Annotated in this window: 19 protein-coding genes, 1 pseudogene and 1 riboswitch; of the genes and pseudogenes, 13 read left to right on the top strand and 7 right to left on the bottom strand. The window is 72.4% G+C overall.

Annotated elements, in window-relative coordinates; all coding sequences use genetic code 11:
• Positions 1–188 precede the first annotated feature (188 nt).
• On the top strand, positions 189–1,103 hold the full coding sequence (locus ACFVU9_RS03180) for a hypothetical protein (RefSeq protein ID WP_387589326.1): 915 nt from the start codon (positions 189–191) through the stop codon (positions 1,101–1,103).
• 72 nt (positions 1,104–1,175) lie between these two features.
• On the opposite strand, the gene ACFVU9_RS03175 is transcribed toward ACFVU9_RS03180, so the two are convergent.
• The 3 genes from ACFVU9_RS03175 to ACFVU9_RS03165 form a co-directional block, all read right to left on the bottom strand.
• Positions 1,176–2,237, bottom strand: coding sequence for a prenyltransferase (locus ACFVU9_RS03175; RefSeq protein ID WP_380439435.1), 1,062 nt, complete (start codon positions 2,235–2,237; stop codon positions 1,176–1,178).
• Positions 2,234–2,968 carry a class I SAM-dependent methyltransferase gene (locus ACFVU9_RS03170; protein ID WP_363656604.1) on the bottom strand — a complete coding sequence of 245 codons (735 nt, stop codon included), beginning with the start codon at positions 2,966–2,968 and terminating at the stop codon, positions 2,234–2,236. The genes ACFVU9_RS03175 and ACFVU9_RS03170 overlap by 4 nt, the downstream gene beginning before the upstream one ends.
• A gap of 134 nt (positions 2,969–3,102) precedes the next feature.
• Positions 3,103–4,413, bottom strand: coding sequence for a glycosyltransferase family 4 protein (locus ACFVU9_RS03165; RefSeq protein ID WP_380506430.1), 1,311 nt, complete (start codon positions 4,411–4,413; stop codon positions 3,103–3,105).
• Positions 4,414–4,655: 242 nt separating this feature from the next.
• On the opposite strand from ACFVU9_RS03165, the gene ACFVU9_RS03160 reads away from it, so the two are divergent.
• From ACFVU9_RS03160 to ACFVU9_RS03130, 7 genes are all read left to right on the top strand, one after another.
• Positions 4,656–5,276 carry a TetR family transcriptional regulator gene (locus ACFVU9_RS03160; protein WP_380439431.1) on the top strand — a complete coding sequence of 207 codons (621 nt, stop codon included), beginning with the start codon at positions 4,656–4,658 and terminating at the stop codon, positions 5,274–5,276.
• 113 nt (positions 5,277–5,389) lie between these two features.
• Positions 5,390–5,474: riboswitch (cobalamin riboswitch) on the top strand.
• A gap of 158 nt (positions 5,475–5,632) precedes the next feature.
• Positions 5,633–6,934 carry a prenyltransferase/squalene oxidase repeat-containing protein gene (locus ACFVU9_RS03155; RefSeq protein WP_387589320.1) on the top strand — a complete coding sequence of 434 codons (1,302 nt, stop codon included), beginning with the start codon at positions 5,633–5,635 and terminating at the stop codon, positions 6,932–6,934.
• A gap of 338 nt (positions 6,935–7,272) precedes the next feature.
• Entirely contained in the window at positions 7,273–7,962 is a 690-nt protein-coding gene (locus ACFVU9_RS03150) for an SCO2322 family protein (protein WP_387589349.1), read from the top strand.
• Positions 7,959–9,050 carry a CbiQ family ECF transporter T component gene (locus ACFVU9_RS03145; protein ID WP_387589317.1) on the top strand — a complete coding sequence of 364 codons (1,092 nt, stop codon included), beginning with the start codon at positions 7,959–7,961 and terminating at the stop codon, positions 9,048–9,050. The genes ACFVU9_RS03150 and ACFVU9_RS03145 overlap by 4 nt, the downstream gene beginning before the upstream one ends.
• Entirely contained in the window at positions 9,047–10,648 is a 1,602-nt protein-coding gene (locus ACFVU9_RS03140) for an ABC transporter ATP-binding protein (RefSeq protein ID WP_387589314.1), read from the top strand. Before ACFVU9_RS03145 ends, ACFVU9_RS03140 begins: the two co-directional genes overlap by 4 nt.
• Positions 10,649–10,721: 73 nt before the next feature.
• Positions 10,722–11,555, top strand: a complete 834-nt coding sequence (locus tag ACFVU9_RS03135) for an ECF transporter S component (protein ID WP_387589311.1) — start codon at positions 10,722–10,724, stop codon at positions 11,553–11,555.
• A 96-nt stretch (positions 11,556–11,651) separates the two neighbouring features.
• Complete coding sequence (locus ACFVU9_RS03130; RefSeq protein WP_380439421.1) at positions 11,652–11,819, top strand: hypothetical protein; 168 nt, start codon at positions 11,652–11,654, stop codon at positions 11,817–11,819.
• Positions 11,820–11,841: 22 nt separating this feature from the next.
• Here ACFVU9_RS03130 and ACFVU9_RS03125 read toward each other — a convergent pair whose 3' ends face one another.
• The gene (locus ACFVU9_RS03125) at positions 11,842–12,249 is read right to left on the bottom strand and encodes a hypothetical protein (protein WP_380506553.1); all 408 of its coding nucleotides are present in this window, start codon (positions 12,247–12,249) and stop codon (positions 11,842–11,844) included.
• A gap of 204 nt (positions 12,250–12,453) precedes the next feature.
• Positions 12,454–12,666: pseudogene (locus tag ACFVU9_RS03120) on the bottom strand (helix-turn-helix domain-containing protein); the annotation flags it as partial.
• A gap of 229 nt (positions 12,667–12,895) precedes the next feature.
• On the opposite strand from ACFVU9_RS03120, the gene ACFVU9_RS03115 reads away from it, so the two are divergent.
• Positions 12,896–13,717 carry an alpha/beta hydrolase gene (locus tag ACFVU9_RS03115; RefSeq protein WP_387589308.1) on the top strand — a complete coding sequence of 274 codons (822 nt, stop codon included), beginning with the start codon at positions 12,896–12,898 and terminating at the stop codon, positions 13,715–13,717.
• Here ACFVU9_RS03115 and ACFVU9_RS03110 read toward each other — a convergent pair.
• Positions 13,714–15,042, bottom strand: coding sequence for a tetratricopeptide repeat protein (locus ACFVU9_RS03110; RefSeq protein ID WP_387589305.1), 1,329 nt, complete (start codon positions 15,040–15,042; stop codon positions 13,714–13,716). The two genes, ACFVU9_RS03115 and ACFVU9_RS03110, sit on opposite strands and share 4 nt — an antisense overlap.
• A 147-nt stretch (positions 15,043–15,189) precedes the next feature.
• On the opposite strand from ACFVU9_RS03110, the gene ACFVU9_RS03105 reads away from it, so the two are divergent.
• Both ACFVU9_RS03105 and ACFVU9_RS03100 read left to right on the top strand, forming a co-directional pair.
• Positions 15,190–15,693, top strand: coding sequence for an ATP-binding protein (locus ACFVU9_RS03105; protein WP_387589303.1), 504 nt, complete (start codon positions 15,190–15,192; stop codon positions 15,691–15,693).
• Between the two features lie 222 nt (positions 15,694–15,915).
• Positions 15,916–16,401 (top strand): hypothetical protein, encoded by a 486-nt coding sequence (locus ACFVU9_RS03100; protein WP_387589300.1) that lies wholly within the window; start codon positions 15,916–15,918, stop codon positions 16,399–16,401.
• 218 nt (positions 16,402–16,619) lie between these two features.
• On the opposite strand, the gene ACFVU9_RS03095 is transcribed toward ACFVU9_RS03100, so the two are convergent.
• Positions 16,620–17,153, bottom strand: a complete 534-nt coding sequence (locus ACFVU9_RS03095; RefSeq protein ID WP_387589297.1) for an NUDIX domain-containing protein — start codon at positions 17,151–17,153, stop codon at positions 16,620–16,622.
• Between the two features lie 272 nt (positions 17,154–17,425).
• Between ACFVU9_RS03095 and ACFVU9_RS03090 the strand changes: the two genes are divergently transcribed.
• Together ACFVU9_RS03090 and ACFVU9_RS03085 are read left to right on the top strand one after the other, a co-directional pair.
• On the top strand, positions 17,426–18,094 hold the full coding sequence (locus ACFVU9_RS03090) for a pentapeptide repeat-containing protein (RefSeq protein WP_387589294.1): 669 nt from the start codon (positions 17,426–17,428) through the stop codon (positions 18,092–18,094).
• Between the two features lie 90 nt (positions 18,095–18,184).
• Positions 18,185–18,349, top strand: a complete 165-nt coding sequence (locus ACFVU9_RS03085) for a hypothetical protein (protein ID WP_387589291.1) — start codon at positions 18,185–18,187, stop codon at positions 18,347–18,349.
• Positions 18,350–18,687 lie beyond the last annotated feature (338 nt).

The following is an 18,687-nucleotide window of genomic DNA, read 5'->3' as shown; positions in this document are numbered from 1 at the left end:
GCGGCGCGCGGGCTGCACTCCCGCGGCGCTCGGGCTGCGCCGTTTGCAACGAATTCGCCCCGTTCCCGGTCCCCGCTGTGCGCCGGTGGGGCGGTTGGCCCTAGGCTTCTGGTCCGTTCGGGGGTTCCCGGCCGGTCGGCGCGACCGGGCGGACCGCCGTCCACGAACCGTCAACGAGGGGAACGTAAGTGAATCTGCGCGCTCTCACCAGGGGAGACGCCGCCGTCGCAGGCGCGGCCGTCCTGCTCTTCATCGCCTCCTTCCTGCCCTACCTGAGCTGGAACTGCTCCGGGGCGTACTGCGGGAACATCGACACGTCGCAGAACGCCTGGAGCACCGCGCTGTTCCCCGTCCTGCCGTCGATCTACCTGCTGGGCATCGCCGCCGCCGCGCTGATCCTGGTGCAGCGGTTCCAGGGCCCGGCCGCGGCCAACCGTCAGGTCCTCGGCCTGCGGCTGGACCAGTGGGGCATCGCCTTCGCGGTGGCCGCGCTCTGGACGTCCGTCTGGGCGCTGGGCGGCGCCGGCACCGGTCCGAGCGTCAGCCACGGCTTCGGCGCCTGGCTCGGCCTCATCTCGCTGATCGTGCTCGCCGGCGCCGCCGCGGCCGCTCCGCTGGTGCCCGCGCTGAAGGCGCCGCTGGTGACCGACCGTCCGGCCGTCCCGTACCAGGGCGGCTACCCGATGCCGGGCCAGCCCGGTCAGCCCCAGCCCGGCCAGTACGGCTACCCGGTGCAGGGCCAGGACCCGAACCAGGCCCCGGCGTACGGCGCCCAGCCCGGCGGCTACGGCTACCCGGCCCCGGGTGCGCCCGGCCAGGCCGGCCAGCCCGGCCCGCAGGACATCACCCCGGCCCCGGTCGCCGCACAGCCGGCCCCGGCCCCGCAGCCGGCCCCGGCGGCCGACTTCGCGCCGTTCTGGTTCGCCGTCCCGGCCCCGCGCGCGCTGGCGCCGAAGGACAACCCGGTCGGCGCGCCGATCGGCGAGCTGGTCCCCGGCACCTGGTACCTGGCGGTCGAGCAGCGCGGCACCGCGCTGGTCGCCCAGCTCCAGGACGGCACCCAGGGCGTGCTGGCCGACACCTCGGGCATCCAGCGCGGCTGAACCGCCACGCAGCCGGAAGGGGCGGGACCACCTCGTGGTCCCGCCCCTTCCGCGTGTCCCGGCCCGGCCGCCTCAGCAGCAGTCCTGGACCACCAGTCCCTCCGGCAGGTCGTCCCCGCCGAACACCGCGACCGTCGCCGGGTCGCCGCCGAGCGCGGCGACGGCGAGCAGCAGCGCGCCGGCCGTCCAGGTGGTGCGCTCCTCGGGCCAGATGGCGTCGTCCTCGAACACGTACCCGGTCCAGTAGGAGCCGTCCTCGTGCCGCAGGTGCTTCTGGATCCAGCGCAGGATGTCCACGGCGCGGTCGGACTCGCCGATCGCCCAGAGCGCGAGGGCGAGTTCGGCGCTCTCGCCGCCGGTCACCCACGGACGGTCGCTGACGCAGCGCACGCCGAGGCCGGGGACGACGAAGCGGTCCCAGTCGCGCTCGATCCTGGCCAGCGCCGCCTCGCCGCGCAGCGCGGTGCCGAGCACCGGGTAGTACCAGTCCATCGAGAAGCGGTCCTTGTCGAGGAACCGCTCGGGGTGGCGGGCGACGGCGTGCCGCAGCCGGCCGGCCGCGAGCTCCCAGTCGGGCTGCGGCTCCTCCAGGTACTCGGCGACGGCCAGCCCGCAGCGCAGCGCGTGCAGGATGCTGGACGAGCCGGTGAGCAGCGCCTCGTCGGTCGCGGTGCCGTCCTCGTCGAGGCGCCAGGAGATCGGGCCACCGGGCAGCCGCAGCCGGACGATGAAGTCCAGGGCGCGGCGGACCACCGGCCAGATCCACTCCAGGAACGCGTCGTCGCCGGTGCTGAGGTGGTGGTGCCAGACCCCGACGGCGACGTAGGCGCAGAAGTTGGTCTCCTTGGCCCGGTTGGAGACCTCGCCGTCCGTGTAGGCCGCGTACCAGGAGCCGTCCGGGTTCTGGTGGGCGGCGAGCCAGCGGTAGGCGGCCTCGGCGGCGGCGTGCTCGCCCGCGGTGTCGAGGGCCATCGCGGCCTCGGTGTGGTCCCACGGGTCGAGGTGGTGGCCGGTGAACCACGGTATGGCGCCGTCGGGGCGCTGCTCGGCGAGGATGCTGCGGACGGTGCCGGCGGCCTGCTCGGCGTCGAGCACCCCGTCGAGCAGCAGCACCTCGGGGACGGCGGCGGTCATGCGCCGGCCCGCCGCGGCTTGGAGGCGTAGGCGACGAAGCTCTTGCCGATGACCGGGTTGAGGGCCTTCTCGGCGGCCTTGGTGAGCGTGCTGATCACCGGAGTGCCGACGATGTCCCAGACCAGCAGCTGGTGGTAGGCCTTGACGGGCAGCGCCTTGTCGTTGTCCACGCCGACGGCGCACTTGATCCACCAGTACGGCGAGTGCAGCGCGTGCGCGTGGTGGGTGCCGTAGGGCTCCAGGCCGGCGTCCTTGAGCTTGCCGAGCAGTTCGTCGCCGCGGTAGATGCGGATGTGGCCGCCCTCGACCTCGTGGTACTCGTCGGACAGCGCCCAGCAGATCTTCTCGGGCAGCCAGCGCGGCACGGTGACGGCGAGCAGGCCGCCGGGCTTGAGGACCCGGAACATCTCGTTGAGCACGCCCTTGTCATCGGGTATGTGCTCCATCACCTCGGAGATGATGATCTTGTCGAAGTACTCGTCCTCGAACGGCAGCGCCAGCGCGTTGCCCTCCATCGCGGTCGCCGACGCGCCCTCGGGGGCCTCGCCGGCCTGCTCCATCGCGGCGAACCACTTCTTGACCTCGGCGATCTCCTCGGCGTTCTGGTCGAGGGCGATCACGTTGGCACCGCGGCGGTAGCACTCGAACGCGTGCCGGCCCCCGCCGCAGCCCAGGTCGAGCACCCGGTCGCCGGGGGCGAGCGGGAAGCGCGAGAAATCGACGGTCAGCACTGCAGGGCTCCCATTCCTTTGCTACCAAGCGTCTTGCCATCAAGCGTCTTGCTACCAAGCGTCGTGCCATCAAGCGCGTTTGACGCTTCATCAGGTCTCCCGCACGCCGGTCGGCGCCGCGGACCGGCCCGGACTCAGGGCACGTACCGCCAGCCCGGCCCGGAGCGGGCCCGCGCGCCGACCCCGGTGGCGATCGCCGCGCGGTAGGCGTCGGCGGTCAGTTCGGCGGCCCGCTCCCAGGTGAACCGGGCCAGCACCCGCTCGCGGCCGGCCACCCCGAGCCGCTCACGCAGCTCCGGGTCGTCCAGCAGCCGGCCGAGCGCGGCGGCCAGCGCGTCCGCGTCCCCCGGCGGCACGGCCAGGCAGGTCTCCCCGTCCGGCCCGGCCACCTCGGGGATCGCGCCGCCGGTGGTCGCCACCAGCGGCGTGCCGGTGGCCATCGCCTCGGCGGCGGGCAGCGAGAAGCCCTCGTACAGCGACGGCACGCAGGCCACCTCGGCCGAGCGGTACAGGTCGACCAGCTCCGGGTCGGTCAGCCCGCTGCGGAACTCGATGTGCTCTTCCAGCCCGAAGCGGCGGACCGCCTCGGTGACAGGGCCGTCCTCCTTCTGCGGCTTGCCGACCACGACCAGGTGCGCGGGCCGCTCGGTGCGGACCTTGGCCAGCGCCTCGACCAGGTAGACCAGGCCCTTGAGCGGGACGTCCGCGCTGGAGGTCGTGACGATCCGCCCGGGCACCCGCGCGACCTCCGCCGACGGGGACCACAGCCGGGTGTCGGCGCCGATCGGCACCACCGAGACGGCGCCGGGCGCGGCGCCCAAGTGCTCGGCGATCTCCCGCTTCGAGCTGCCGGAGACGGTGATCACGTGGTCCAGCCGGGTGGCGACGCGGCGCTGCATCCGGGTGAAGGCGTACCAGCGGCGCAGCGACAGCCGGCGCATCCGGGTGGTGGCCGCGTCCAGCTCCAGCCGCCGGTCGACGGTGATCGGGTGGTGGATCGTGGTGACCAGCGGGAAGCCGTGCCGGGCCAGCCCGAGCAGGCCGTAGCCGAGGGTCTGGTTGTCGTGCACGACGTCGTAGCGGCCCTTGTGCCGGGCCAGGTACTGCCGGGCGCGCAGCGAGAACGTCAGCGGCTCGGGGAAGCCGCCGGTGCGCATCGTGGCGAACTCCAGCACGTCCACCGGCCCGCGGAACTCGCCGCGCCCGGGCGTGCGGAACGGGTCGTCCGCGCGGTACAGGTCCAGGCTGGGCAGCTCGACGAGGCGCACCGACCCCGGCCCCTCGACCTCGTCCAGGACGGCGTACGGCTGGGCGCCGATCACGTCCACGTGGTGGCCGAGCCTGGCCAGCTCGCGGGACAGGTGACGCACGTAGACGCCCTGGCCACCGCAGAACGGGTCGCCGCGGTACGACAGCAGGGCAATCCGCAGCGGCTGCGCGGTCATCCTGGGCCCTCTTCTCTAGCTGCTATCTGTGCTGCCGGTCGCTAAAGTAGATCAGGTTTCAGTGGCTGTGGAACTCGTCATCGACCATGTGAACAATGAGAGACCTCGAAGATACCGGCCCGTAGCTTTCCCTCCGGAGCCAGGGCTGGTGATTCCCGCCACGCCGACCCGGCCGACCCCGGGTCGACGGTGCGCCGCCCCCGTGCGGCGCGCCGCCACCCACGCGCCCCCGGGAGCACCCCTTGTCGTCGCCGAGCACGTCCGCGAGCCCCGCCGCCCCGCCGGCCGGGGAGCCGCCGCTGACCGCCCGCCAGGCCGAGCGCCGGCGGCGGATCCTGCGGGCCGCCACCGCCCTGGCCGCGCGCGGCGGGTACGAGGCGGTGCAGATGCGGGAGGTCGCGGAGAGCGCCGAGGTCGCCCTCGGCACGCTCTACCGGTACTTCCCGTCCAAGGTCCACCTGCTGGTCGCGGTCATGCTCGAACAGCTGCAGAGCCTCCAGGAGCACATCCGGCGCCACCCGCCGACCGACGACGAACCGGCGCCGCGGGTGGCCGACACGCTCACCCGGGCCTTCCACGCGCTCCAGCGCGAACCGCTCCTGGCGGAGGCCATGGTGCGGGCGCTGTCCTTCGCGGACCGCTCGGTCGGGGCCGAGGTGGACCAGGTGAGCTCCGCGACCGGACAGCTCATCCTGGACGCGATCGGCCAGTCCGGGCCACCGAGCGAGAGCCAGCGCGCGGCCGTCCGGGTGATCGAGCACACCTGGCACTCGGCGCTGGTCTCCTGGCTCTCCGGCCGCTCCTCGATCGCCGAGGTCCGGGCCGACCTGCACACGGCGGCGCGGCTGCTCACGCTGCCGTGAGGTCTCCGCCCGCCCCCGCTTACTGGAACGTGTTCCTGCTCGCCGCGGTCCGGCGGGCGGCGCCGGCGGCTAGAGTCAACGGGCAGCAAAAACTTCATCCCGTCCCTCTCCCGGGGGAAGCCGGTGCGAGTCCGGCGCTGACCCCGCAACCGTGAGGCCGTGCTCCCGCGCGTGAGTACGGGCCGAGCCGGAGCGCCCGGGGAGGGGCGAGCGGCCAGGACGTGTCCGTCGGATCAGCCCTCCGACCTGATCCGAGGGACACGGCCTGAGGGCCGGACGCACCCGTCCGGCACCGTCGAGGACTACGGAAGGGCCCCGCCGGGCCCGCCCCGCTCACCGAAAGGCACACCTCCACCATGCTCACCGCCGCCCGCCTGGGCGCCGCCGCCCTGTCCGCCGCGCTGCTCACCGGCGCCGCCGCCGCACCGGCCCTCGCCGACACCCCCTCCCCGCCGGCCCCCGCTGCCCCCGCTGCCCCCACTGCCCCCGCTGCCCCCGAGGGCCTGTACGGCAAGGGCGACCCGACGTACGACGGGGTGTGGCGCCAGTCCCTCGCGCTCACCGCGCTCGCGGCGGCCAAGGTGACCCCGGCCGACCAGGCGGTCGCCTGGCTCACCGGACAGCAGTGCGAGGACGGCGGCTGGCCGTCCTACCGGGCCGCCGACGCGGCCTGCGACGCCAAGACCGAGGACAGCAACGCCACCGCCGTCGCCGTCCAGGCCCTCGTCGCGCTCGGCGGGCACCAGGACGCCGTCGACAAGGGCGTCCAGTGGCTCAAGACCGTCCAGAACGCCGACGGCAGCTGGGCCTACAACCCCGGCAACCCCGGCGACGCCAACTCCACCGGCCTCGCCGTCAACGCCCTCTTCGCCGCCAGGACCGACCCGGCGGGCGTCGCCAAGGACGGCAAGAACGCCTTCGACGGGCTCGCCCGCTTCCAGCTCGGCTGCGCCGCCCCCGCCGACCAGCGCGGCGCCTTCGCCTTCCAGCCCGACGCCGCCTCCGGCGCCCTCGCGCCCAACGCGCTCGCCACCGCCCAGGCCTCGCTCGCCGCGGCCGGCGGCCGGCTCCCGGTCACCGCCGGCGTCCGCTCCGACGCCGCGCCCAAGCCGCTGACCTGCCAGGACGGCGCCACCGCCACCCCCGCCACCCCGGCCTCCCCCGTCGCGCACGCCGACTCGGCGGAGGCCGCCGGGGCGTACCTCACCGCGCAGCTCGGCGCGGGCGGCAACCACCTCACCCTCACCATGCCCGGCGCCACGCCCACCCCCGACTACACCGCCACCGCCTGGGCCGCCCTCGGCCTCACCCAGAGCGGCCACCCGCAGCAGGCCGCCGGCGCGGTGGACTGGCTGACCCAGAACGGCGCCGCGTGGACGAAGGGCGGCACCGACGCGGGCGCCGCCGCGACGCTGCTCCTGGTCGCCCAGGCCGCCCAGCGGGACACGGCCGCGCTGGTGCAGCAGCTCACCACGCTCGGCCCGGTGCCGAAGACGACGGCTTCCGCCCCTGCTGCTCCCGCTTCCGCCGCGCCCGCCGCCGAGAAGAAGAAGGACGGCGGCATCTCCCAGTACTGGCTGATCGGCGTCGGCCTGCTCATCGGCGTCGGCGGCGGCCTCATCCTGAGCCTCCAGCGCAAGCGCGCCCCGAAGCTGTGACGTCCAACCCCCGCCACGCCGCCGGAGCCTCCGGGCTCCCGGCGGCGGGCGGGCCCGGCTGGAGCCCGTCGTTCGAGGGCAGCGCGTCGGGCCCGGCGGCCGCGCCGACTGCCCGCACGCGACGCCCGACGGCGACCGGGCGTGCCCGCACGGCGGTCCGGGGAGCCTCGTCTGCGCCGGGCACCCCGGTCGGGCTCACGGCAGCGAGCGACCGCTCCCGTGCCGCCGCGCCCGGCAACCGCCTCGGGCGCGCCGAGGCTCCCACCACCCCTGCCAGCCGACTCGCCAGCCGCCTGGCCGGCCCCACCACCACCCCCGCCAGGCAACTCGCCAACCGCCTGGCCGGCCCCACCGCCCACGGCCACACCGCCGCCAGGCAACCCACCGGCCGCCTCGCCGCACTCCTCACCGGCCTGCTCGCCGTGCTCCTCGTCGCCGGTTCCGCCGTGCCCGCCGAGGCGGCCGGGTACCGGTACTGGTCGTTCTGGAAGGGTGCCGACGGCGGCTGGGCCTACCAGCAGCAGGGTCCGTCGGTCCACGTGCCGGCGGACGGGAGCGTCGACGGGTGGCGGTTCGCCGTCAGCCCGGACGGCGGGCAGAACGCCGCGCAGCCCCGCGCCGGCGCCGACTTCGCCGCCCTCTGCGCGAGCACGCCCCCGCAGCAGGGCCGCAAGCGCGTGGCCGTCGTCCTCGACTTCGGCACGGCCGACGATGCCGCCTCCGCCGAGCAGCCGCCCGAGCAGCGCACCGCCTGCGCCACCGTCGCCGCCAACGCGACGTCCGCCGAGGTGCTCGCCGCCGTCGCGCCGCCGCTGCGGTACGACACGAACGGCCTGCTCTGCGCCATCGCCGGCTACCCGAAGGCCGGTTGCGCCGACCAGGTCGGCGCCGGTGCGAAGACGGGCAGCAAGGCAGCGGCCAAGGACGACGGCAGCGGCCCGGACCTCGGCCTGATCGCCGGCGGAGTCCTCGTCGCCGCCCTCGCGGCCGGTGCCGTCTGGCAGTCGCGCCGCCGCCGTCCCCGATGAGGTCCCTTTCCGTGCGCGTCTCCCGTCAACTGCACCCCGGCGCCTGGTGGTTGTGGGCGCTCGGCCTGGGCGCCGCGGCCACCCGCACCACCAACCCGGCGATCCTGCTGCTGCTCGCCGCCGTCGCCGGCTACGTCGTCGCGGCCCGGCGCGGTGACGCGCCCTGGTCGCGGTCGTACGGCGCGTTCCTGCGGCTCGGCCTGTTCGTCCTCGGCATCCGGCTGCTGTTCGCCGTGCTGCTGGGCTCGCCGATCCCCGGGACGCACGTGCTGTTCACGCTGCCCGAAGTGCCCCTGCCCGCCTGGGCGCAGGGGGTGCGGATCGGCGGACGGGTCACCCTCGAAGGCCTGCTGGCCGCGCTCTACGACGGGCTGCGCCTGGCGACGCTCCTGGTGTGCGTCGGCGCCGCGAACGCGCTCGCCAGCCCGGCCCGCCTCCTGCGCGCCCTGCCCGGCGCGCTGTACGAGGCGGGGGTGGCCGTCGTCGTGGCGATGACGTTCGCGCCGAACCTGGTTGCCGACGTCCGGCGGCTGCGCGCCGCCCGCCGCCTGCGCGGCCGGACGGACAAGGGCGTCGCCGCCGTGCTGAGCGTCGGACTGCCCGTCCTGGAGGGCGCGTTGGAGCGTTCGGTGGCGCTGGCCGCCGCGATGGACACCCGCGGCTTCGGCCGCACCGCCGACGTCCCGCGGCGCCTCGCGCGGGCGACGGCCGCGCTCACCCTGGCCGGGCTGCTGGGCGTCTGCCTGGCCGCGTACGGCCTGCTGACCGCCGGGGGCGCCGGCTGGGCGCTCCCCGTCCTGCTGATCGGCCTGGCCGCGGCGTTCGCCGGACTGCTCCTCGGCAACAGGCGGTCAGTCAGGACGCGCTACCGGCCGGACCCCTGGGCGCTCCCGGAGTGGCTCACCGCCGGTTCGGGCGTCGCCGTCGCCGCGCTCACCGTCTACCTCTCCACCCGCGATCCCGCCGCCTTCGCGCCCACCGTCGTGCCGCCGAGCGTCCCCGTGCTGCCGGCGGCCGCCGTCCTCGCCGCGCTCCTGGGCCTGGTACCGGCGTTCGCCACCCCGACCCCGCCCCGGAGGGCTTCGTGATCACCTTCGAGCAGGTCTCCGTCCAGTACGCGGACGCTCCCACGTCGGCTTTGAACGGCGTCGACCTGACCGTCCCCGAGGGCGAACTCTGCCTGCTGGTGGGCCCGTCGGGCTCCGGCAAGTCCACCCTCCTGGGCACCGTCAGCGGGCTCGTCCCGCACTTCACCGGCGGCACCCTGCACGGCCGGGTCACCGTCGGCGGCCGGGACACCCGCACCCACCGCCCGCGCGACCTGGCCGACCTGGTGGGCACGGTGGGGCAGGACCCGGTCGCGCACTTCGTCACCGACACCGTCGAGGACGAACTCGCCTACGGCATGGAGTCCCTGGGCCTGCCGGCCGACGTCATGCGCCGCCGCGTCGAGGAGACCCTCGACCTGCTCGGCCTCGCCGACCTGCGCGACCGCGCCCTCGGCTCGCTCTCCGGCGGCCAGCAGCAGCGCGTCGCGATCGGCTCGGTGCTCACCGTCCACCCGCGCGTGCTGGTCCTGGACGAGCCGACCTCCGCGCTCGACCCGGGCGCGGCCGAGGAGGTGCTGGCCGTACTGCAGCGGCTCGTGCACGACCTCGGCACGACCGTCCTGATGGCCGAGCACCGACTGGAACGCGTCGTCCAGTACGCCGACCAGGTGCTGCTGCTCACCCCCGGCGCCACGCCCGTCCTCGGCGAACCGGCCGACGTGATGGCGCACTCGCCGGTGCACCCGCCGGTGGTCGGCCTCGGACGGCTCGCGGGCTGGCGGCCGCTGCCGCTGTCCGTACGCGACGCCCGCCGCAAGGCCGCCGGGCTGCGCGAGCGCCTCGACGGACGCCGTCCGGCCGCCGCACCCTCCCCCGACGGCTCCCCGCTGGCAGCCGCCGACCGCCTCGCCGTCCGACGCGGCCCCGTGCACGCCCTGCGCGGTGTGGACCTCGCCCTCCGCCCTGGCGAGATCACCGCGCTGATGGGCCGCAACGGCGCCGGCAAGTCGACCCTGCTGGGCAGCCTCGTCGGCCTGCACGCCCCCGCCTCCGGCACCGTCCGGGTGGGCGACCGCACCCCGCACCGCACCAGGCCCGCTGACCTGATCCGCCAGGTCGGCCTCGTCCCGCAGGACCCGCGCGACCTGCTCTACGGCGAGAGCGTCACCGCCGAGTGCGCGGCGGCCGACACCGACGCGAGCGCCCTCGCAGGCACGTGCCGAGCACTGGTCGAACGCCTGCTGCCCGGCATCGCCGACACCGCCCACCCGCGCGACCTGTCCGAAGGCCAGCGGCTCACGCTCGCCCTGGCCGTCGTCCTCACCGCCCGGCCCCCGCTGCTCCTGCTCGACGAGCCCACCCGCGGCCTCGACTACGCGGCCAAGGCCCGGCTGGTGGAGATCCTGCGCGGCCTCGCCGCCGAGGGCCACGCCGTGCTGCTGGCCACCCACGACGTCGAGCTGGCCGCCGAACTCGCCCACCGCACGGTCATCCTGGCCGAGGGCGAGATCGTCGCGGACGGCCCGACGGCCGAGGTCGTGGTCTCCTCCCCCGCGTTCGCCCCGCAGGTCGCCAAGGTGCTGGCCCCGGGCCCGTGGCTCACCGTCCACCAGGTGGCGGAGGCGCTGGAAGCATGAGTGAGCGCAGCGAGCGAATCATCAGAAGGTGCGTGTGGGCGAATGCCCCTGCCGAGCGGAGCGAGGCGGGAGCATGAGTCGTCCCGTCCCGCTCGGCCGCCGCTCCGTCACGGCGCTGACCCTCACCTCCCTCGTCGGCGTGACGGCCTTCGGCTGGCCGCTGCTCGCCTCGACCAAGTCCGCCCTGGTCGGCCACTCCGCCGACGCCCCTTGGCTGTTCGCACTCCTGCTGCCGTTGTTGTTGGCCGTCGTCATCGCGCAGATCAGCGAGGGCCGGTCGGCGGGCGGGGGCGCTCCAGGCCTGGACGCCAAGTCCGTCGCGCTGCTGGGCGTCCTCGCCGCGGCGGGCGCCGCGCTGCGCCCGCTCGGCGCGGGTACGGCCGGCCTGGAGCCGATGTTCTTCCTGATGGTGCTCTCCGGCCGCGTCCTCGGCCCGGGCTTCGGCTTCGTCCTCGGCTCGCTGTCGATGTTCGCCTCCGCCCTGCTGACCGGCGGCGTCGGCCCGTGGCTGCCGTTCCAGATGCTCGCGATGGGCTGGGTCTGCCTGGGCGCCGGCCTCCTCCCCGGCGCCGCGACCCTGCGCGGCCGCCGCGAACTCGCCCTTCTCGCCGCCTATGGCGCTCTCTCGTCCATCCTCTACGGCACGATCATGAACCTGCAGGGCTGGCCGTACATCGGCGGCCTCTCCAGCTCCATCTCCTTCGTCCCCGGCGACCCGCTCCCCGCCAACCTGGTCCGCTTCGCCGCCTACTGCCTGACGACGTCCCTCGGCTGGGACCTCCCCCGCGCCGCCCTCACCGTCACCCTGTGCCTCACCCTCGGCACCCCCGTCCTGCGGGCCCTCCGCCGCACCACCCGCCGGGCGGCCTTCGCGGCCCCGGTGACCTTCCGCCCGCCGGCCGAGTAACGGCCTAATCAATTGCCCTGCCCCACAACCACGTTGCACACTGACGGACGGCCGCGTCCATCGACCGGCCGTCCCACGGGGGAAGGGGAAACCGGCATGACCCACACGATCGGCAGGGTGCTCGCAGCCGCCGCACTGGCAGCACTCGGGGCGCTCCTGGTCACCACGCCCGCCACGGCCGGCAACGCCAACGCCTGGGTCGGCAACCCGGTCAAGGCCGGATCGTCGACCGGCCCGGACGGCATCGAATGGCCCGACGACTGAAAGCACCCTGCTGAGACGGGTCCTACTCCCGGCACGACACGCACAAGTTGCGCGCCTCGCGAACCGGCCGACCGCACAGGCCGTCCCGGCCGGGGCACTCGTGGTGCCGCGTCCCCGGTTCCGAGCCGACCGTCGTTGGCCGGGGGCCCGGCACGGGCGGGACGGCCGACAGACGGGAGGCGAGGATCGCGCCGACGCTGTGGGTGATCCGGCCCGGGAGCGGGGCGGACAGGACAGCCATCAGCGCGTCCGGCGTCCAGCCCCCGGCCAGGAGCCCCTCCACCATGGCGGCCTGGTCCGTCAGCGGCCTACCCGCGAGGGCCATCCGGGGCTCGCGGCGGCCCAGTTCGAGCAGCAGCGTCATGCCGTCGGTCAGGCGCTGGGGCCGAGCGGGAGGGACGGACGGCCTTCCGGCATCCTTCTCCGTCAACTTCCTTACCTTCACGGAAGGGTCTCCCGCAGTCCCGGCGCCTGGCCGGCCAGCTCCAGGACACCCGGCGGCCGGGGACACGGGAAGCGGCGGCACGGTGTGGACCGCCTTGCCCACCACCGGCACTTCGTGGACGGAGACGACCGTCCGAACCTGCCCCGTCAGGGGATCCCGGTGAGTGCGCCGGACGTAGTGCCCGGCCGCCTCCAGCTCACGGAGAGCCCGCGCCACCGTCGTGCGCCCCTCAACGCTCTTCGCCGCCAGCGTCCGAACATCTTCACGAGCGCCGTCCGGCAGGCTGAGCAGGTAACTGAGCAGCCCACGCGCCGCCCAACTCAGCGAGTGCTTACGGACGACATGCCCGTTGTCGAGAATCGTGTAGCCGGGGGCGTGCTTGGGGATACGATGAATCTGCATCTTGGAGCCCTTTGCTCTCCTGGTGCCATACCCCGGGGTGTTGACGCACCGCCGGGGCTCACTATGTGCGCGTGCTCCGCTCGAAGCACTCACGCCGCAATAGTCACCGTAGCTTCGTGACTAGCCGTCAAACTCCGATCCACGTCACCCATTCGGACGGCGCAGGCGCACAACCCCCGGCGCACATAGATCGCGAGTGACACTCGCCACAGGTTGCTACCTTCAACGCATGACTGACTACGAGACTGCGTTCCGGTCGTTGGACGGCACAGCGTTGTTCGGCACGGTCACCCCCTCCCCGACGTCACCTACCGCCCTGGCCGTTCTCATTCACGGAGCCGGTGTCACCCGCGAGGAGGGCGGGTTCTTCGGCCGACTGGCAGCCGGCCTGGCCGCGACCGGAGTGACCTGCCTGCGGTTCGACCTGCGGGCCCACGGCGCCAGCGGCGGGCGTCCGGCAGATCTCACGATCGCCGGAGTGGCCAACGACATTCGCGCCGCAAGCGATCACCTCGCCGAAGTCGCCAAGCGGCCGCGCCCAGTTCACGTCATCGCAGCATCGTTCTCAGGTGGCGCTGCCGCCATGCACGCCGGCCAGTACCCGGGGGAGGTCGAGCGACTGGTGCTGTTGAACCCGCGAATCGACTACAAGGACAGGTTCATCACCGAGCGAGCCGGCTGGTCAGGGAACTACCTCTCGCCGGATCGCGCCGCGCAGCTCGATCAAACCGGAGCTTTGCCGCGACAGCCGTTCGAGACCGGCCGGGCACTGCTCAATGAGATGTTTCTCCTGCCGGCGCCGGAAGCCGTCTGCGCCGGCGTTCATTGCCCGGTACTCATCGTCCACGGGACAAAAGACACCTTCGTGGATGTGCAGTTGTCACGCCAGTACGCCCCCTTGTTCCGGAACGGCTCGGGAGCCGAGTTGTATGAACTCGACGGCGCGCAGCACGGCTTCGCAGTCCATGACGATCCCGCATACGCCGACCCGCAATCACAGGCTTGGCAGCGAGACGTGATCGCCAAGGTGACTGCCTTCCTCTCTTCCTAGCCGGCCGCCAGGATCACCAGTCGCTCGTGGAGTTCCCGCACCTGTGGTCTCTGTCGGTACGGAAACAGGGTCTTCGCAGTGCCGTGAAGTGCGCCGATGGCTTGCCGGGAGCGAACATCCGTAGCAACACGCAGCGCTTTCAGGGCGACTGCGGCAGCCTCGTCAGGTTCCCCGAGATCGGCAAGAGCACCGGCCAAGAACGCGCTGTAGTGAGCACGGTCACGTGGAGCGAACGCCTCGGCGGTGAGATGCGCCTGGAACGCTGCGATGGCTTCAACGGGGCGTCCGGCTTCCCGTAGTCGGATCGCCGTCTGGATGAGGAGCCGTTCCCGCGTGTATCCGTCGCCGAGCGGCCCCGTACACGATGGAGGCTCCGCTGGTCGGTCGGCCCGGTCGAGGGCGGCGTGCGCTTGGTCCAGTACCCGGGCGATCTGATCGGGGTGGGCACCGGTCATCGCCATTCCCCGCGCCTGCTGCTGGAGCGCTTCGGCATGCGCGCGGGCCGGCAGCTTCGACGGCCCGCTCGTCGCGGCCCTGGCAAGGTCGAGCATGCGCGCGGCATCGTGGCGCCCGAGGATCTGGGCCTGCCGCATCAGCACGTAGGCATGCATGGCTTCATCATTGGTGAAGGTCGCCCATTCCTTGGCCTGGTTGTGCCAATAGGCAACGACCTGGTCAGGAGCGCCCGCGTCGTGGTGCAGCCACGCCGCGAACTCCGCCGCCCTGGCCCCGAGGACAAGAAGCTCACGACGGATAGCCGGCCTGGCGTCGCGGGCAGTGGTACTGGTGGCAGACAGGATTCCCAGTGCTGCGGGCAACGCCCGATGCGACCCCACGCGCAGATCCGTACGAGCGGTGTCGTCCAGAGCATCCCGAAGGTGGCCCACAAGTTCGTGGTCAGCAAATCGGTAGGCATTGCAAGCGGCCGCGGTGAGGTGCTCCAGGGCTGCGAGATCGAGCAAGGGCGTGGCGAGCGGACCACTCATGAAGCTGCGGTGAAGCATTGGCTCCTCCACGTCTGACTTCGAGCCGGTAGCCGTCCCGAGCCGGATCGGCTTACTCGGCAGCGGGACGAAACCAAGTCGTTCGAGAGGCGCATCGAACATCTCGGTCAGCACGTACCGCGCATCCCGATTGGGCCAGGCGGTCTGACCGGACTCCCAACGCCTGACCTGGCGAACCGAGATCCTGGCCTTCGAGTTCAGAGTGACGGCTTTGGCGCTATACGCATCGGCGAAGTCCTCTTGCGTACGCCAGCCACGTTCGATCCGCGCGGCTACGAACGTCCCGTTCGCTGCGCATTCGGGCATATCTTGCACCCCCACGAATCCACGCTAGGCCACTGACACCATCCTGCGGCAGGAGACACAAGCTACCCGCCGAAATGTCCGGTGATGTGTCCTCCGGTCCGACCTGGTTCTTTGCCACGAGCCGCCATTGACTGTTCATCAGTCATCTCGGAGGAGGCTCCCGTGCACCGCTCAGTCGACGGCCGGATCCGGCAGCAGCGGCTTCTCGACACCACAGCCGACCGCTCCGAGTCCATGTCGCAGACGGGCTCCGCGAGGGGCTCGGCTCCAGCACGCACCGAGATCCCCGGCCCGGCAACGGCCTCCCTGAAGTACCGGTCGGAGTCTGCCTGCACGGCTCGCAAGCTGGTTCGACGCAAGCTCCGGGAGTGGGAGCTGGACGACCTGGCGGACGACGCCCAGCTGATCGTCACCGAGTTGGTCAGCAACGCCTGCAAGACCGGCTGCCTGACGTTCATGCTCGTCAAGATCCGCAGGATCACACCCCAGACAGTCAGGATCTCAGTCCGCGACGGCTCCCGAACGATGCCAGTGCTGCTCCAAGCCGGAAGCGACGACGAGTGCCACCGCGGCCTCGCCCTGATCCACCTGCTGACCGCCGGGTGCTGGGGCGCGGCCCTGGACACCTACGGCAAGACCGTGCATGCCGATCTCCGCGTCCGTTGACGCCAGTCACTCCTGAAGCGAGGAACGCCGTGTCCACCTCCTTGTCCCGCACCTCACGCGACCGGTACCAGCGACGGCGCTTGTTGCGGTGCCCCTCGGCGAGCCGAGGGGCACCGCTGTGCGTCAACTGCGCTGGCCAAGTCAGGCGTTGACGATCGCTGCCGTACGGGACATCCGCGCTAGCATCCACGAGCTACTGGCGAACGGACCCAAGGGAACGGCATGGCAGTGATCGCAGTGACCGGGCACATGGACCTGACCGCGGGCAGCATCCAGCCGGTTCGCGATGCGCTCCTGGACCTGCTCTCCGAGTATCCGAGCGATCAGCTGACCGGACTGTCCTGCATCGCCAAGGGCGCCGATGCCTTGTTCGCCGACGTCGTCTTGTCGCTCGGTGGCCTGCTGATCGCTGTGATCCCGTCCGCGGATTACCGCAAGGCCAAGGTCAAGCCCGACTACGCAGCCGAGTTCGACCGCCTGTACGAGGCGGCAACCGACGTGATCGTCATGCCGTTCGCAACAGCCGACCGCGAGGCGTACGAGGCCGCAAGCAACGAGTTGCTTCGCCGCGCTGACCGGCTGGTAGCGGTATGGGACGGTCAACCGGGCAACGGACGGGGTGGGACGGCCGACACAGTGGCAGGCGCACAGGCCGCAGCGATCCCGGTGGACGTCGTATGGCCCAAGGGAGCCTCCAGGAAGGGCTGAGGCGCCGAACGCTGCCCTCCAGATCACAACCTGCACAACGCCCAGGCGTTCCAGTGAGCCCGCCGAAGTCGCCCAGCCACGCACCACCGGTCGGGTCCCCCTGGGCGCCCCGGCCACCCGGCCGGGGCGCCCAGGCAAAAGACCAACCTCCCGGGTGGTCGCGCACCTCCGAGAGTTCCGCCAGTTGCTCAGGCCGCATCGCCGAGCCGGCCGGCTGATCAGAGGCCGGCCTCATCCAGCAGCAGGTACAACACGCCCACCAGCGTGCCACTGCTGACGATCTCGCGCCGGTCGATCATCCCTCGCAGCTCAGAAAGGGGAATCCACTCGATCCGGTCGGACTCGTTGTGTTCGGTCGGCGGACCCGCGTACTCGACGGCGTCAGTCCGGAAGACGAAGTGCTCGGAGTCGGTGATCCCATTCGCCGGCTGGGCGTAGATCAACGGCTTGACTTCGCCAACCCTCCAGCCTGTCTCCTCCAGTGCTTCGCGAGCAGCCGCCTCCGCAGGGGTTTCGTCCGGTTCGATCAGCCCCATCGGGAGTTCCCAGGCCCAGGTGTCGGTGATGAAGCGATGCCGCCACATCATGAGGACCTGCTTCTCACCGTTCACGATGGCGGCCACGGCAAGGTGCCGCAGCTTGACCACATGATGCTCCCACCGGTGTCCGTCAGGCTGCTCGACGTCGGCCAGCCACAGGTTCACCCATGGGTTCTCGTAGATCGGACGTTCCCCATGGATCTTCCACTGCATCGCGGCGGCCCCTCTCGATGGCCTTCAGCATGTCAGACGCAAACCGGCCGCAGACCTGCCCCGACAGATTTATGTCAAGGTGACGAAATCCTCCAACGCACCGCCGGTCAGGCACCCAGGAGAGCAACGAAGGCCTCCCACGTGCGGGCCTGCCGCGTGGCGCGGCAGGCCCGTCTCGTCACACTCTCTCGGCTGCCGTCCCGGACGGAGACCACCGTGGCCGGGCCCGCGACGCCTGGCGCGGGCCCGGCTCCTTCGAGAGCGAGCGCGCAATGACCACCCGCACCTTCGGCCGCATCAGCATCGCCCTGCCCGATCTCGCCGACGGCTACCTGTCCAACGTGACCTCCCTGGAGAGCGGCCGGGGCACCGTCCAGGACTTCAACTACGCCGACGCCGGCCTGCGGGATCTCGACCTGGCGCACGCCCACCTCATCACAGGCCGAACCACCAGCCCGCGCGCGTCCCGCGTGCGGATGGACGAAGTGCGAGTCGACTCGGTCGAGTTCGACGGCTGCGATCTCGGCGATCTCCAGTGGGCCGACAGCAAGCTGTCCCGCGTCGTCTTCAAGAACTGCAAGATCATGGGCGGCACCTTCAACGACCTCACCCTCGACAACGTGCTGTTCGACAACTGCAAGCTCGACTACTCCACGTTCGAGAGGATCCGCGCAGCTGGCCCGGCCGCCTTCACCCACTGTGTGCTCACCGAATCGACGTTCACCGGGTGCGACCTCACCAACGCCGTCTTCAACGACTGCACGTTGCGGGACACCGAATTCCGACGTGGCACCTACAAGACGACCGACCTGCGCGGCAACGACCTCTCCGCTCTGCGTGGCGTCGGAAATCTTGCGAAGGTCGTCATCGACCGCTCCCAGCAGATCGAGCTGACGCAGGCCCTCATCGCCGAGCTGGAGATCACCTTCGGGGAACCGTGACGGACAGCAGAGCGGCACGCCGACTGGAAGCCGGGCAACGCGGCCTGACGTCCGCGTACGCTGCGGAGCACACGAGTAGGAGGCATTCCGATGGAGTGGATCAACCCGCAATACGCGGACCTGGTCGCGCGCTACCGGCAGCAGGACGACGACGCCGAGCCCGTCACCCCGTTCGGCGCCCCGCTCCGATGGGTTGACGGCGAGGATGTCCCATCGCGGCTCGGGTTCATCCTGGAGCCGCTCCTGAGCGAGTAGCAGGTGGCGCCCCGGGTCGGCCGCACACCGGTGCGGCCGACCAGAGCCCATTTCCCACCAACCACGCCGATCGACGACGACCGTACGCCCAATGGGGAGCCCGCCCAGCACTCGGAAGTCGGATGGGCCGACGTTCACGCAGTACCGGACGACTTCGTCCCCACGACCAGGGAAGCTCTCATCAGCTACCTCAGCGACGGCCCGAGCGTCTCCCTCGACTTGTGGCCCGAGTGAGGCATTTGTTGTGGTGCCCCTCGGTGAGCCGCGGGGCCCCCCAGGGGCCCAACAGCCCCGGCAGCCGCGGTTCGACCCGGCCCGGGGGGCGCGCCGGCACCCCC

This window comes from Kitasatospora sp. NPDC057936, assembly GCF_042887525.1.
Classification (GTDB): domain Bacteria; phylum Actinomycetota; class Actinomycetes; order Streptomycetales; family Streptomycetaceae; genus Kitasatospora.
Note: the sequence above shows the minus strand (reverse complement) of the source record. Positions and strands in the feature narration are given on the sequence as shown.

Excerpts from the sequence above, each read along its gene's own strand:
- ACFVU9_RS03135 (WP_387589311.1), top strand. The coding sequence starts at position 10,722 with ATGAGTCGTCCCGTCCCGCTCGGCCGCCGCTCCGTCACGGCGCTGACC.
- ACFVU9_RS03115 (WP_387589308.1), top strand. The coding sequence starts at position 12,896 with ATGACTGACTACGAGACTGCGTTCCGGTCGTTGGACGGCACAGCGTTG.
- ACFVU9_RS03145 (WP_387589317.1), top strand. The coding sequence starts at position 7,959 with ATGAGGTCCCTTTCCGTGCGCGTCTCCCGTCAACTGCACCCCGGCGCC.
- ACFVU9_RS03095 (WP_387589297.1), bottom strand. The coding sequence starts at position 17,153 with ATGCAGTGGAAGATCCATGGGGAACGTCCGATCTACGAGAACCCATGG.
- ACFVU9_RS03090 (WP_387589294.1), top strand. The coding sequence starts at position 17,426 with ATGACCACCCGCACCTTCGGCCGCATCAGCATCGCCCTGCCCGATCTC.
- ACFVU9_RS03175 (WP_380439435.1), bottom strand. The coding sequence starts at position 2,237 with ATGACCGCCGCCGTCCCCGAGGTGCTGCTGCTCGACGGGGTGCTCGAC.
- ACFVU9_RS03085 (WP_387589291.1), top strand. The coding sequence starts at position 18,185 with ATGGAGTGGATCAACCCGCAATACGCGGACCTGGTCGCGCGCTACCGG.
- ACFVU9_RS03100 (WP_387589300.1), top strand. The coding sequence starts at position 15,916 with ATGGCAGTGATCGCAGTGACCGGGCACATGGACCTGACCGCGGGCAGC.
- ACFVU9_RS03155 (WP_387589320.1), top strand. The coding sequence starts at position 5,633 with ATGCTCACCGCCGCCCGCCTGGGCGCCGCCGCCCTGTCCGCCGCGCTG.
- ACFVU9_RS03130 (WP_380439421.1), top strand. The coding sequence starts at position 11,652 with ATGACCCACACGATCGGCAGGGTGCTCGCAGCCGCCGCACTGGCAGCA.
- ACFVU9_RS03165 (WP_380506430.1), bottom strand. The coding sequence starts at position 4,413 with ATGACCGCGCAGCCGCTGCGGATTGCCCTGCTGTCGTACCGCGGCGAC.